The sequence below is a fragment of the Bradyrhizobium sp. USDA 3262 genome (assembly GCF_054060035.1).
In genome coordinates this window covers 2,700,426-2,714,020 of sequence record NZ_JBSSCT010000001.1, presented here as the reverse complement: position 1 = coordinate 2,714,020, position 13,595 = coordinate 2,700,426, and the positions used below count along the sequence as shown (strand labels likewise).

The following is a 13,595-nucleotide window of genomic DNA, read 5'->3' as shown; positions in this document are numbered from 1 at the left end:
CGATCCGATCTCTTTGCGCCTGGATGTCCGGATGGCCCTGAAGTATCACCCTGCGCCCCTGTCAGGCGGCGATCGCAAGGCTCTGGCAAAAGAGCTCGGCAAGGCACGCGCGATGGCCAACATCCTGGCTACCCAATCGGCGGAGATGCGGGCCAAAGGTGAGGCGATGATCCAGCAAGCCGATAAGTTGCTTTGCGAAAGCTGGAACGAGCGGATGTGGAGTGACGGCGAACCGATCGATCCGTCACCGACCATCGATCAGGCCGTGAACGGAGGCTTCCCCTGGCTGGAGATCCAGTGTGCGCGCTGCAAGACGCCGAGCGACGTGGACCTCGCGGCGATGAAGCACCCGCCGACCACCTTCGTGCACGATCTCGCCAGCCGGCTGCGCTGCCGCAAATGCGCCAAGGCTGGCCGGCGTCCATCCGCGACTCTGCTAGAGTTGACGTGGCAGCCGCGCCACCCTCGAACCGAATCCTGACCGATGTGTAACCTTTATTCGATCACGACCAACCAAGCCGCGATCAGCGCGCTGTTTCGCGTCGTGAATCGCTACGTTGGTAATCTGGCGCCGATGCCGGGAGTTTTTCCGGACTACCAGGCACCGATCGTGCGCAACGGGCCTGAGGGCCGAGAACTTGCTACGGCGCGGTGGGGAATGCCATCGTCGTCAAAAGCGCTAATGGATGCCACGAAGAAGCGAGCGGAAAAGCTGCAGGCCAAAGGCAAGGCAGTGGATTTCAAGGAACTGCTGCGGATGGAGCCGGACAGCGGCACAACCAACATCCGCAATGTGACGAGCAAGCACTGGACGCGATGGCTGGGGACCGAAAATCGCTGCATAGTGCCGTTCAATTCCTTCAGTGAGTTCAACAAGGCCGAGGGCGGCGATATCTGGTTCGCACTCGATGAGACTCGTCCCCTGGCCTGCTTCGCCGGCATCTGGACCAACTGGACGTCGGTCCGGAAGGTCAAGGAAGGCGAGACGACCAACGACCTTTACGCGTTCCTTACCACAGAGCCAAACGCCGAGGTCGGCACCATCCACCCGAAGGCCATGCCGGTGATCGTGACGACGCCGGATGAGGTCGAGACCTGGATGACAGCTCCACGAGACGAGGCGCTGAAACTACAGCGGCCGCTTGCCGACGGAACGCTCCAGATCGTCGCCCGCGGCCTCAAGGAAGATACAGCTCGGCCAGCGACGTGATTGTCGAGGACAATGATGACCCTGAGGCTTCCCCGGTCAGAGGCTCAGGTTATGAGACGGGAGGCCGATCACATAAGTGACTGAATTTACCTCAATAAATGTCAATAAAGATATTTGTGTGCTAAATTCTGTGCTAAAAACAGCTAAGCGCCCGGCGAACGAATCGCCGAACCCTTGCAGACAAGGATAATACCGCCTGCTCACTTATCAAAGCGTTTCCTTCCTGCACGACTGGAAGACACCGGACGTCGCTAGCCGCTGGATTCATCTCGTTTTGCCATCCCAAGCAGCGCTCGTAACCTCTCCGGAGAAAGCTTGTCCTCGTATGGCAGCTTCATCGTGTGAGCGCCAAACCGCGCGGAAACTTCGCGGGAAATTGCGTCCAGGTGTTCGGCGGGTATTGGCGTATCGTCACCTATCACACCGTAACGTGCACAGGCGCTATTCACGATACGCCCTATCTCGGCCTCGCGTGACACATCCACATGCCGCGCGAGCATCTTGTTAGAACGCTCCCTTGCGCGGGTAAATCTGTCTGTGTCATCGACGGTGTCGAGCCAGCCAAACGGAACAGCGAGGCTGTCCGCAAGGCTCCCGCTCCAGTTCGCCGGATTGAGCGGATTAGATGCGAGCGCAATCTTCACATTCTCGGGCCCACCGCGTTCAGCTAGGACGATTTGCCAGCCGACGACATTGTAGAGCGTGAAATGACCTATAACGCGTCCATCCTTGTCACTTCGAACGTGAATGAGATTAAAGAATGGGGTCGAGGGCTACACGCGTTTTGTAGAAGTCCTCTGAACCATTGAAAACAAAAATTCCGCGCAGCCTCGAAGACTTCCGTCCTGAGCTGCGATGTCCCGACTTTGGTGGAGAGCAAAACCAAACACGCTTTCGCAACCGAGCGTAGGGCTTCTTCGCCACCAAGGGCAAGATTGTGATGCACCGTATCGGGGCGCATTTCCACCAGCGTGGCAGATCCGGTCTCCATCTGCTGCTTGAGCTGATCGAGTGACATTCCGAGCTTTGCGGCGAGATATCTCGCTGCCGCTCGTTAGTTTTGACGTTGGCGATCTTCTTCCAAAAGTCCGCCTTAACAAGAACTGCGGCGAGTATCGTTTCAGCCCCGGCGAACGCTCTATCAAGGCATCCCAAAAACCATTCAAGCCACGGCGTGATGTCGAGGTCACCCTTCTGGGTGCTTTCCAGCATGTCGTAATAATTCTTGCGTTCGACGCGGATTTGCGCGGACATGCTGTAAAAGCGCTGAGGGCTATTCTCCGACCTTGCTAGCGACATATCAGCGACAGCGCGCGCAATACGTCCGTTGCCATCCTCGAAGGGGTGGATGGTTACAAACCAAAGATGAGCTATCGCTGCTTTGATGATGGGGTCTATTTTTTCTTGTACCAATCAAGAAAAGCTTTCATCTCGGCATCGAGCTTTTCAGCCGTCGGCGCTTCGTAGTGAACGTGCTCACGACCAAAATCACCGGACACGACCTGCATGGGGCCAGCCGACGCATCGCGCCACGCGCCGACGATAATTTTTTTCATGTTGCTGCGCCCGGTTGGGAAGAGCGAAGCGTGCCAGCCGTAGAGCCTCTCGGCTGTTAGGGGCTGTTTAAAGTTCTGAGTCGCGTCGAGCATCATCTCGACGACGCCTTCGACGTTGCGGTCGGCAGACGGCAACGCACCGGCATCCATGCCGAGACGGCGGGCCAGCGAGGAGCGGACAGCGCTCTTGTCTAGCTTCTCCCCCTCGATTTCACTGGATTTGAGAACTTCCTCGGTCAGGGTAGTCAGAACGGCTTCTTCTTGCTGCGGAAAGCCTAATCCCTGCATTCGGCCAATGAGTTGCCCTTGCCGAAGATGTACGGCTGCAAGTTGCTTAGCGAGGGCATCGGAATCCCATCTAAAGCCGGGCCAGTCTCGCAGTTGGTGTATGTAGGTCGCCAATCTCCGCACTCCTTGCGGAGATTATGAGGTCTATTCTCCGCATAAGTCAATTTTATTCTCCGCAAACAATGCGGAGATTCGCGGCGCTATTCTCCGCATCCATTTTCGCGAGCTGCGCCACTTAAAAAGATTTACCAAGAAAATATTGAAAAATAAGTAGTTTATAAGATTTTTCTCGCCAGCCCCTTGTCTTGTCCTTGACGAGCGAGGCTTAAATCATATATCTCATGTCTTAGAGGTGAGATAGATGAGATATCCATATATCGACATGAACGAGCTGACCGGCCTCGACGTGCTCTCTGGAGCATCCGATGGAAAGGTCAGCTTCAACGCAATGCTTGGGAAGATCATCCAGATGGAGCCGGTCGAACCGACGCCGCTCGTGATCGATTTCGGACGCATCACCGTCGCTACGGCCAGCTATTTGCGCGAGGCCATCTTTAACCTGAAAGCCTACCTGCGCACCTCGAACTCGAAATTGTATCCAGTCGCTGCGAATGCGAAGCGCGCAGTTCTCGAAGAGCTTGCGGTTATCGCGGAAGCGAGAAACGAAAACCTGTTGGTTGCCGACATTTCCGCTGACGGAAAGGTGGAAAATCAGCAGGTCATCGGCCAACTTGACCCTAAGCAGGCATCTACCTTTGAACGCGTTACCAGCCGTGGCCGTACGACGGCTGGCGAATTGAATAAATTGTTTGGTGAGATTGACGGTGTCTCGGCTCCCACCGCCTGGAATAATCGCCTTGCGTCGCTAGCCGCCGCTGGCCTTCTTCTTGAGTTTACGCAGGGCCGCGCGAAGTTTTATCAACCTTTGTTCACGGAGGCCAGTTAATGGGAGCCGAAGAACTTAAGAAGCGTCGCCGCTCGCACGACAAATACATCGACCGCCAGCGCGTAGCGCTTGCCACGCCTGACCTCTTTACGCGCATACCGCAAGATCAGCCCCGCTCCTGCATTGCCGTTATGGCTGACGGCATTCCGGCTCGGGTTGGCGACGACTTCATCCTGCAAGCGGATAAAGGCAAGCTTGTCGGATGCCGCGGCAATTCGGTGCACTTGTATTCTACGACCGCGCCGCCCGACATCCTGCAAGCTGTAAGCAGCGGCGCCGGTACTGCCGTCGGCGAGATCGTCCGTATCAACCGAATTTCACGTACCGTCGAGGTGAAGATTAAATGATCTCGCTTCACTTCGACGCACGCTCCGACGAAACCGTCATCAATGCGCTAACCCACGACCCGAAGGCATATCCTGTAGCTCTTGGCTGCTCGTCCTGCCCGCACATCGCGCAATGCGGCGGCCTTTGTGTCAAGGCTCCGATCTTCGATTGCCTCGACATGTGCTGCAATGCGCCCGAAGCATGCACTCGCGTCTGCAGGAAGGCTCCGAGTGCCCGCTTTGTCGATCAAATGCGCGAAATCGGCGGATTTGACCTCGACACTGCCCCCCATGCGCCAACCGTCAGCCATAAGATGCAAAGCGACATCGTGCCGTTGGTCTATCACAGCAGCGGGCGCGTCAATAATCTCGCTGGCGATGCCTTTGCTTTGCGGCTTCCGGACATCGTCAATTTTCGAACGCAGAAGCTGAAGTTTTACGATCGCGCATCGCTCTGCGCGGCTTATCGGATTCCGGAGGATGCTCAGCTTGTCCTGAGCGGCGTGAACCAAGACCATCGCATTGAGCCGTGGTGGAGACTCGGCGACGCCCGCAAGGGCATCATCGAGCAAATGCGCCTGATCGGCATCGATTTGGTGACGACACCTAACTTCAGCGTCGTGCTCGACCAACCGCGTACCGACGATCTTCATGCAATGAAGAGAATTCTCATCGTGTTCGCAGAATTTGCACAAGGGGGAATTCCTTGCGCGCTTCACCCGAACGGTCGAACTGAGCGTGATTTCGAGCGCTGGGCTGCCGAACTAGCCGTGCGCACCGAGATTGAGATTTTGTCATACGAATTCACGACCGGTCCGGGACGCCGCGCTCGCAGGAACTGGCATCTCAACCAGTTAGCAGGTCTTGCCGCTGCCGCGGGCCGCGATCTCGATATCGCCGTGCGCGGCGACCCGGAAGTGATACCCTTTCTGCGACGCCACTTCCGCAAGGTCATCTATCTCGAAGGCAGCGCCTATATGAAAACGCTGAAGCGCCAGCGCGCTGAACGCGTTGGCAACGACCGCCTGAAGTGGATGTTGAGCCGAACGGAGCCCGGAGAACCCCTTGACGCTCTCTTCGCTCACAATCTGCAAGAGCGCTTCTCCCTCCTGCGCTCGGTGCACTACGCTGAACAGTCTGAATTGCCTGGGTGAGGGAGCGTGATCGAAGAACTTTCATTTGAATTATTGGACGATGTTGCATTAGCGGCTGCTTTAGGGACGATAACGCCAGCGGAATTGCCCAAGACCCTCGCGACCGATCTCGGCCCGCTCGTGGAATTCGTTCATGCCGGTCTCGCCCATAGATTGAACGGATGGCTCGATCTCGGTCGACATAAAGATCTGACGAGGGCCATCTTGGCTGGCCGGAAGTGGTTTTCCGATTCCGGGGCGCAGGGTTTTGTCTCGATGTCTGAAATCACCGACCGGTACAGCGATTGGACCGATTTCGCGATGCGGGCAAAGCGCGCCGCTACCGGCGTCGGATTTGCGCTGGATGATGCGGGGCAGCTAGTTGCGGCCATCGGCGAATTGCGCGGCAATGTCGAGGAGCACAGTGAAGACCCTGACACGGGTTACTTTGCATATGACGCTACCCCTGGCAGGTTTGAGTTTGTAGCCGCCGACTCCGGCATCGGGGTGCTTAGAAGCCTACGTACTCATCCCCATTACGCGGACGTGCAAGACGCAGGAACGGCGCTCAATCTCGCTCTAAGCGAAGGAGTCTCACGCCACTATGATGATAAAGGTCGGGGTAGAGGATTCCGGCCAATCTTTATCGGTCTTGCAAATGCAAGCGAGCATTTGCGTTTTCGTTCCGGTGATCACACCCGCGAAATGGCCCGTGATAAGGAGGGGAGGCTTGTTGCGAGCACGCGCCAGAAAGCAGATTTACCGGGGTTCTTCTGCTCGGTCAGATGCGCAGCCGATATCCGCCATTCTGGGAATCGCCTCCGATCCAAAAGGTGATCGTATGCCCTAGCCCAGAGCGCAATCGCGCATCGTACAATGTTTTTCGAAGCATGAGACATGGGGGTACACGGCTGATCGCTTTAGCTGGGGAGGTAGTGCGCCTTTACGGTAGGGAAGCCTTCATCACTTCAGTCGGAATATCACGCAGCGCGCTAAAACGAATTTGCAACCAGTTATCGAAACAGTGACATACACAACTGTGGTGCTACCCTGCACCCAGGGTTCGGGAGGTTTCTAAGGAGAATGACGCTTACGCTTTCTCAGATCGACCACGGCGATTTATGCCATGGCTGGTCTTGGGTGGTTCAAGACGAAGAAAAGCTAGCTCAGCAGGTTGCTCGAGTAGCACTTGGTCAATTCCGACACGTTAGTAAGATTTTGGCCGGAGTCCAATCCGCCGATCCGGCTACGACCCATGACCATACAGCGGATGCGATTGACCTTCTCACCGTTCCGGACGGTGAAGACCCTTGGCATCGAGACGGTTGGATATTCCAGACGATTTCTTGGATTGCTGCGCATCAGCAAAGCCACGGCGCAGTCACACGGCCTCCGCATATTATCAAAGCGCACAAAGGATTCGATGGTCTGCAGTTGCAATTGACCGAAGACGGTAAGTCGGTCGTCGCGGTCATTATCTTCGAAGACAAGGCCACGGACAATCCGCGTGAAACAATCCGCAAGGATGTGTGGCCAGGAATAACGGCGCTTGAATCAGGAAAGCGCGTGAACCAGCTCACGCACGATGTCAGCGCCGCCCTCGAAACTCAAAAGCACCTTGATCCCGAGCTCGACATTGATGCTGCGATCAGCAACATTCTTTGGAAGCACGCGAGGCGCTATCGCGTAAGCATCACAGTTGGTGAAACGCACAACGGCCAACAGGGACGGAAGCGGCTTTTCAAAGGCTTTGACGAATCAGCGCCTGGCGGTGTTGAGCGACGCCGAGCCGAAACCATTCATATCCCCGAACTGCGCCAATGGATGCAGAAGTTTGCCGATCGCGCAATCGCGCACGTAAAAGCGACGGTAACCAATGTTTGATCCCATTACGACGGCATTGATTCAGAGCGCTCCCGCGTTTGATGGCCTCGACATAGAAGGCTTGCCCAAGAGGCTGACCAACGCATTTGCTGATATTGTCTCAGCCCGCATTCGCCTTCGGGCGGCCTCAGAGACCGGCGAACGCGAAGAGTTAACAGAGACTCTGGGAGAATTACGTCGCGTTGCGGCTGCCCATGAAGCCTACGTCACTTTGCTGCCGGAGCGCGACAATCGTGCAGCGGCGGCCTTTGTTGCTGCATCAGCGCACCAAGCATGCATGTTGGGCGGGCTAGCAGAACGGACCGGAAGCCATGTCGATGCGGCTGCGCTGTCTCCGGAAATTTGCTCGACGCTCCTATTTTTGGTAGCGGAGGCTCATGCGGATGCAGCTGAAGCCGCAAAACGCATAATCTCCGATGCCAACGGCGCCAACCCCGTCGAATTGGCATTGCTGCAAGCAATCAAAAATCTTGCACAAGGCAACCTGATCGCGGTTGTTAGACCAGAGACGCCGCTGTTGTCAGAACCCGACATAAGTGCGCGCGCACTTCAAGCGTTACAACTACTCCTACTTCGCGGAGTTCGACGATTAGCGGCGCAGCTGCGTTCTCGCGTGGATCTCTCACCTGAGGAGGGCGACGCGGAAACAGCAGCGTCGATCTTCCGGCGTTGTAAGTCGCTCTGCTCTGAACGTATCGATGGTATACTTGACTCTGGCGACACTGTCGTCAGCCTCTATCCTGGCCCACTCCATCTCGCGAACCTTCTCCTCGCGGTGGAACGCGACCTTCTTGAAACCGCGCTAACACGTATCCCTACACCGCCCGGAGTGCCAGAGGACGGGTGGTGGCGCATTATCAGGCGAATGGCTCGCCAACGTCCGTTCTTGTGGCGGAATCACCGCGAAGCTGTTCAGAAAGGATACCTTGCGGAAGGCGTATCGTCAGCGATCAGTTTTCCTACCGGCGGCGGCAAATCGACTCTGGCCGAGCTCAAAATCGCAAGCGCTCTTCTTCGCCAGGGAAAAGTTGTCTTTCTGGCGCCCACGCATGCCTTGGTCGGGCAAACCACCCGTGCACTCAAGCGCACCTTTCAAACCTTTGACGTTCTCGGTGATATTGACGAGGATCTAACGTTCGCGGCCGCTATCGAGCTTCCGGAGGTCACTGTTACGACGCCCGAACGTTGCTTGATGCTGCTATCCATCCAGCCTGACGCGTTTGCCGATCTCAAGCTTATTGTATTTGACGAATGTCATCTCCTACATCCACGAGAGGAAGATCGCAGCCGACGCGGGCTCGATGCTATGCTGACGCTGTTGAACCTTACAAAGATCGCGCCTGGCGCTGACCTGCTCTTGCTCTCAGCCATGATGAAAAACACTGCCGAGATCGCGGGCTGGATCGCATCTCTTACCGGAAGGCATTGTCTTCCACTTGATTTGGCATGGAAACCTACAAGGCAGGTTAGAGGTTGCGTTGTTTACCCCGCCGACCAAATCGAGGTGTTGAACGCTAAATTGCTTCAGGCTCGGCGTGAGCGGCCAAAACAGAAATCCGTACCCGCCGGGGTCAAGCGCGAGCTGCTCGCCCACCCCTTCGGGCTTTTTGGATTGCTGCAAACGTGGAGCACGACGAACCGCGAAGATTATTCACTTCTCCCCTTGCTGCCCGATCCTCAATTGCTTTCTACCAACACTGGAACGCGCTGGTATCTCACACCGAACGGAAATCAAGTAAGCGGCGCTATTGCCGCGGCATCCGTTTCGGCTGGTATGAAAACACTTGTCTTCGTGCAGACGACCGTGTTCTGCGAAAGCTGCGTCAACAACTTTCCCGAAAGATTTTCAGCCCGTCCGGTTACTCTGAACGAGGAAGAGGCTGCTTGGCGTGCATTGGCCGTCGAAGAAATGGGCGGCGCTGAATACTGTTACGTCCAGCTGGATACGGACGGCCTGCTGAAGACAGGCGCTGCAAGCCACCATTCTTTGCTGTTAAGAGAAGAGCGGGATTTACATGAATCGCTTTTTAAACGGCGCGACGGCATCGACGTTCTTTTCGCAACCTCGACTTTGGCGCAGGGCATGAATCTCCCTAGCGAAGTCGTCATCATATCCGGGGATAGTCGGTTCGATCCAGGCGCCGACAAGATGAAAAAGCTTGAGGCGCACGAACTGCTCAATGCCGCGGGCCGCGCCGGTCGAGCTGGGGAAGGCGCCCAGGGGTTTGTGCTCCTTGTGCCCAGCAGGGTAATCGAGTTCGACGACAAGGAAGGTAAGATCAACAGCCATTGGATGGAGTTACAGGCCATCTTCGAACAGGCAGACCAATGCTTGGTCATCGACGACCCTCTAACAGACGTTCTGGATCAGATTCACAATGGAGTAACGAAAACCGGCACCCCCGCGTACTTTCTGGGAAAACTACCTATGTCCATTGGTACGGCCGACGACCCGGCAGTGTCTGTGCTCAATCGGTCCTTTGCGGTTTTTCGAGCCAAAGCCGCAGGTGATCAGGCTTGGGTGCAAAGCAGGGTAACGGCCGCACTCGCGGCTCGAACGAAAGTTGACCTTCCGGAGGAGGGAAAATGGATCGAGCAAGTTGGAGGAGCAACAGGTCTGTCCGTGGAGATCCTGCAGCAGATTCTCGACCTTGCAGATAAGGGGCAGCTCGACGGCACATCTGCAGATGTCATGACCGCGCTGCTTGGCTGGTTGACCGCCAGGCCCATTGTGACCTTGCCCCACGGGCTTAATCCAGCTTGAAGTTCGTTCTGGCCCACAACAAGGACCAGAGCATGAAGCGCAGCCGCTTTTCGGAAGAGCAGATCATCGGGATTTTAAAGGAGCACGAGGCCGGCGTTTCGGTCGCCGATCTGTGCCGTAAGCACGGCGTCAGTGACGCCAGTATCTACAAATGGAAAGCCAAGTTTGGCGGGATGGACGTCTCCGAGGCAAAGCGGCTGAGGACGCTGGAGGACGAGAACACGCGGCTGAAGCGGCTGTTGGCCGACGCCATGCTGGACAACGCGGCCTTGAAGGACCTCGTGGGAAAGAAATGGTGACGCCCGCGGCCAAGCGGAAAGCTGTCGCCCATCTCCGAGGCGCCTTCGGGATGAGCGAACGGCGGGCGTGTAAAGCCATCGGCTGCTGCCGCATGACCATGAGATACCAAACGACCCGGGCCGACGAAGCCGGCCTTCGCCAGCGGATGCGGGCAATCGCCCAGGAGCGTCGTCGTTTCGGCTATCGACGCCTGCATGTGCTGCTCAAGCGGGAGGGCTATCTGGTCAACCACAAGAAGCTGTTCCGGCTCTACCGGGAAGAGAGGCTCGCGGTGCGCCGCCGTGGCGGCCGCAAGCGGGCGATCGGGGCCCGGGCGCCGATGACCGTGCCGATGGTGCCGAACGACCGCTGGTCGCTCGACTTCGTGTCGGATCAGCTCACTGACGGCCGCCGCTTCCGTATCCTCACCGTTGTCGATGATTGCACTCGCGAGTGCCTGGCGCTGGTGGCCGATACCTCGCTCTCCGGCACCCGTGTAGCGCGGGAGCTGGACCGGCTGGTGATCGAGCGCGGCAAGCCGAAGATGGTGGTCAGCGACAACGGCAGCGAGCTGACCAGCAACGCCATCCTGACATGGGCTGATCAGAACCGCGTCGCTTGGCACTACATCGCGCCAGGCAAGCCCATGCAGAATGCCTTCATCGAGAGCTTCAACGGCCGGCTTCGGGACGAAATGTTGAACGAGACGCTGTTCACGTCGCTGGCCCAGGCCCGCGTCGCGCTCGGATGCTGGCGGGCCGATTACAACGATGCACGCCCACACTCGCGGCTTGGATGGAAGACGCCGTCCGAGTTCGCCGTCACCTGCCATCCGCGACGGGATCTGGCGCTGCGCTATGCCGAGGGCTCCGCGCCAGCTCCCGCCGCTACCACCGCCCAACCGGGCAAATCCAATGGCCGGAGCGAACTCAGGATTGGATAAAACTTGGGGGCAAGGTCAATTGTTCTGATGGATATGGTCCGGCCTGAAAGTCTCGAAGGCCTATTTGGTGAGAAATATAAAGCGCTTCCTAACGACGAGCAGCGAGCGGCCCAAGCATTGCCAGCTATCAAGAAGCTATTGCCGCTGTGGATGGCAGGCGCCCCGCTTTGCCAAATAGAAGCGGCTCACCTTGATAAGCCTGACGGTCTCGGCAAATGCGAATATGCACGCCATTTCGCCTCGCGCGTCGTCCCTGACCTCGCATTTCTCGCAGGCTTACCGACGCAGCTGCTGACGGCGCGCGCGAAAAGCGGTGGGGGCGCATCACAACCGCTGCGCACGGTCTTGGCCACGTTAGGCGGTACAATCAGAGAAGGCTGCGATAGCCCCGAGGCGTTGGCGACCAGGATCAACAACGGGAGAACTGTTTCGCGCGTTGAGGCGCGTAAGATTTACGACAAGATCAAAGCCCATATACCTCCAGGAGCTCCGCATGAAGACTTCGAAATTACGCGCCAGCGGATACGAGCAGCAGAAGCCGTACTAAGCTTCATGTCGACCGGTTTTTAAGGCGCTCGCAGACAACTCTACGCACGCTTGTCCGGACTACTGCATTGGCTGCGAAAGCAGCGACGACCCACCGCTGACTAGAGGCCGTACAAGACCACTGGCTCGTTGCTTGGCCGTACATAGTTAGGATGCTCAGTCAGAAACTTGAATTCCTGCTCTGCCGCGTCTCGCACCGAAATATTCCCCGTCCGTAGCAGTTTGTAATATTCGTTACGTTCGCTGTATCCGGTCGCTGAGTCCGGTACTACCGAATAGTTAAGGCCTTTCCGGTCTTTCAAGTCATCCCACTTGGACTGAACAATCATTCCCTTGTTGACTTGATAGTTCGGGGCATCCACGACGAGGGAAATGTAAACATCCGCGCCCGACTTTTTCTCCCAGCTTCCACGTCCCTTGTCCGGGAAATCCTGTGCGTGGACTTTGACGTGTATTCCCTGCACCTCCATGTCGTGGAGTTCGCGTTCGATGAGCGCCGTAATCTTGCTCGTGAATTGGTGCTCTTGCGTCGGCGCCAGGTAGTGTCTCGCACAGGTCTGAGCGACAATTCCGTCGATGATTTCGCCGATGAGGCGATAGGCTCGCTCTTGCCGCTCCTCGTCTTCCTCCTTTGTAGCCACCGTTCCCCCTTATCAGACTTGGTGGTCTGCTTCTCGACCGCCCGGCGTAGGCGAGGCTTATTTGGAAGCCTCGCCTGCCTTCTTCGCGATGAAGTCATTGATGCATTTCGCAAGGGCGATCCGGCGCGCCTTCAAGAATGCCTTGTAATTCTCTAGCTTGAGGAGCGCCGGAACGAGCTGCGCATCAAGCGACTCCTGCCCTTGCTTGGCAACAATGCCGGGGAGGTAAGCTGTCGGTTCCTTGTTGCTTAAGCGGCGATTGGTCTGTCCGGTAATAAAGGCCATATTGGCAATCTCGTTGATCTCGCCGGTCTCATATTGCCGATCTTTAAGAAGGGACTTTGGAAAACTGTGGTGCCACTGAATGAAGTGCAATTTTCCTTGGTGCGTTAGCGAGAGGCCGAGGCCGCTGACCGATTGCATATCGTTGCGGCTATCACTCTCGCTCGGATTGCCAACGGAGCTACCGGATCTACGCGCGCGAACCTGCGCGTGGCCGGATCCCTGAATCAATGTGTTGGGGTTCGCCAACGTCCGCCGACGCTTATTCAACGGATATTCAACGACTTTTCCGTCGCGTCTCTAAGTTGTTGAATTCTCTGGCGCTCCCTAGGGGAATCGAACCCCTGTTTCAGCCTTGAGAGGGCCGCGTCCTAACCGCTAGACGAAGGGAGCGTTGAGAGGGAAGGCAATAGCCTCGAAATCCGGCGGCCGCAAGATGCCTTGTGCGTTGCGGCGGGGATTTTGTCGGCCATGCTTTACGAACGCCCCCGGGGCATCCGGCGCCATACCTCCGGATTCCGGGTTCATCGCTGCGCGATGCTCCCAGGCGCGCAATTGCGCACAGGGGAATGACGGTGTCAGACGAGACGGTGCCGGGCGAGATGCCGCGCTCGCTTGCCCGAGCGCATCGCACCTGCACGCTACAGTGGCACCGCCCTCGCGATTGCATGATGGCCACCCTGAGCTGTCATGTCTTGATCGTGCACGGCCCTGCTTTCGCCAAATGGCAATGCAAAACACCTGTCTGTGAAGTCATCCGACGCCGAGCTCTGCTAACATCGCAGCCCTTCACCATG

General features: G+C 57.1%; 15 protein-coding genes and 1 tRNA gene. 10 read left to right on the top strand and 6 right to left on the bottom strand.

Annotation, left to right across the window (positions count from 1 at the left end):
- Positions 1 to 31 precede the first annotated feature (31 nt).
- The gene (locus tag ACVWYP_RS12675) at positions 32 to 481 is read left to right on the top strand and encodes a hypothetical protein (RefSeq protein ID WP_304498873.1); all 450 of its coding nucleotides are present in this window, start codon (positions 32 to 34) and stop codon (positions 479 to 481) included.
- Positions 482 to 484: 3 nt separating this feature from the next.
- Positions 485 to 1,210 carry an SOS response-associated peptidase gene (locus ACVWYP_RS12670; protein WP_304498872.1) on the top strand — a complete coding sequence of 242 codons (726 nt, stop codon included), beginning with the start codon at positions 485 to 487 and terminating at the stop codon, positions 1,208 to 1,210.
- 251 nt (positions 1,211 to 1,461) lie between these two features.
- On the opposite strand, the gene ACVWYP_RS12665 is transcribed toward ACVWYP_RS12670, so the two are convergent.
- From ACVWYP_RS12665 to ACVWYP_RS12655, 3 genes are all read right to left on the bottom strand, one after another.
- Positions 1,462 to 1,854, bottom strand: a complete 393-nt coding sequence (locus ACVWYP_RS12665; RefSeq protein ID WP_304498871.1) for a hypothetical protein — start codon at positions 1,852 to 1,854, stop codon at positions 1,462 to 1,464.
- 109 nt (positions 1,855 to 1,963) lie between these two features.
- Positions 1,964 to 2,623: a Fic family protein gene (locus ACVWYP_RS12660; protein ID WP_369525558.1), complete on the bottom strand. Its 660-nt coding sequence runs from the start codon at positions 2,621 to 2,623 to the stop codon at positions 1,964 to 1,966.
- On the bottom strand, positions 2,605 to 3,168 hold the full coding sequence (locus ACVWYP_RS12655; protein WP_369525557.1) for a Fic family protein: 564 nt from the start codon (positions 3,166 to 3,168) through the stop codon (positions 2,605 to 2,607). Before ACVWYP_RS12655 ends, ACVWYP_RS12660 begins: the two co-directional genes overlap by 19 nt.
- 268 nt (positions 3,169 to 3,436) lie before the next feature.
- Between ACVWYP_RS12655 and ACVWYP_RS12650 the strand changes: the two genes are divergently transcribed.
- The 8 genes from ACVWYP_RS12650 (at position 3,437) to ACVWYP_RS12615 (ending at position 11,899) form a co-directional block, all read left to right on the top strand.
- The gene (locus tag ACVWYP_RS12650) at positions 3,437 to 4,000 is read left to right on the top strand and encodes a hypothetical protein (RefSeq protein ID WP_304498870.1); all 564 of its coding nucleotides are present in this window, start codon (positions 3,437 to 3,439) and stop codon (positions 3,998 to 4,000) included.
- On the top strand, positions 4,000 to 4,347 hold the full coding sequence (locus ACVWYP_RS12645; protein WP_304498869.1) for a hypothetical protein: 348 nt from the start codon (positions 4,000 to 4,002) through the stop codon (positions 4,345 to 4,347). The genes ACVWYP_RS12650 and ACVWYP_RS12645 overlap by 1 nt, the downstream gene beginning before the upstream one ends.
- Entirely contained in the window at positions 4,344 to 5,480 is a 1,137-nt protein-coding gene (locus tag ACVWYP_RS12640; protein WP_304498868.1) for a hypothetical protein, read from the top strand. Before ACVWYP_RS12645 ends, ACVWYP_RS12640 begins: the two co-directional genes overlap by 4 nt.
- Before the next feature lie 6 nt (positions 5,481 to 5,486).
- On the top strand, positions 5,487 to 6,296 hold the full coding sequence (locus tag ACVWYP_RS12635; RefSeq protein WP_304498867.1) for a hypothetical protein: 810 nt from the start codon (positions 5,487 to 5,489) through the stop codon (positions 6,294 to 6,296).
- A 246-nt stretch (positions 6,297 to 6,542) separates the two neighbouring features.
- Positions 6,543 to 7,343, top strand: a complete 801-nt coding sequence (locus ACVWYP_RS12630; RefSeq protein ID WP_304498866.1) for a hypothetical protein — start codon at positions 6,543 to 6,545, stop codon at positions 7,341 to 7,343.
- Positions 7,336 to 10,107: a DEAD/DEAH box helicase gene (locus tag ACVWYP_RS12625; protein WP_304498865.1), complete on the top strand. Its 2,772-nt coding sequence runs from the start codon at positions 7,336 to 7,338 to the stop codon at positions 10,105 to 10,107. Before ACVWYP_RS12630 ends, ACVWYP_RS12625 begins: the two co-directional genes overlap by 8 nt.
- Before the next feature lie 32 nt (positions 10,108 to 10,139).
- Positions 10,140 to 11,329 (top strand): IS3 family transposase gene (locus tag ACVWYP_RS12620; protein WP_168859417.1). Its coding sequence is split into 2 segments (ribosomal slippage): positions 10,140 to 10,389 and positions 10,389 to 11,329, totalling 1,191 coding nucleotides; the frame shifts between segments, so codons are not numbered across the junction.
- Between the two features lie 27 nt (positions 11,330 to 11,356).
- Complete coding sequence (locus ACVWYP_RS12615) at positions 11,357 to 11,899, top strand: hypothetical protein (protein WP_456684107.1); 543 nt, start codon at positions 11,357 to 11,359, stop codon at positions 11,897 to 11,899.
- Positions 11,900 to 11,976: 77 nt separating this feature from the next.
- On the opposite strand, the gene ACVWYP_RS12610 is transcribed toward ACVWYP_RS12615, so the two are convergent.
- From ACVWYP_RS12610 to ACVWYP_RS12600, 3 genes are all read right to left on the bottom strand, one after another.
- Positions 11,977 to 12,516 (bottom strand): hypothetical protein, encoded by a 540-nt coding sequence (locus ACVWYP_RS12610; RefSeq protein WP_304498863.1) that lies wholly within the window; start codon positions 12,514 to 12,516, stop codon positions 11,977 to 11,979.
- 57 nt (positions 12,517 to 12,573) lie between these two features.
- Positions 12,574 to 13,068 (bottom strand): hypothetical protein, encoded by a 495-nt coding sequence (locus ACVWYP_RS12605; RefSeq protein WP_304498862.1) that lies wholly within the window; start codon positions 13,066 to 13,068, stop codon positions 12,574 to 12,576.
- A 48-nt stretch (positions 13,069 to 13,116) separates the two neighbouring features.
- A tRNA-Glu gene (locus tag ACVWYP_RS12600) sits at positions 13,117 to 13,191 on the bottom strand.
- Positions 13,192 to 13,595 lie beyond the last annotated feature (404 nt).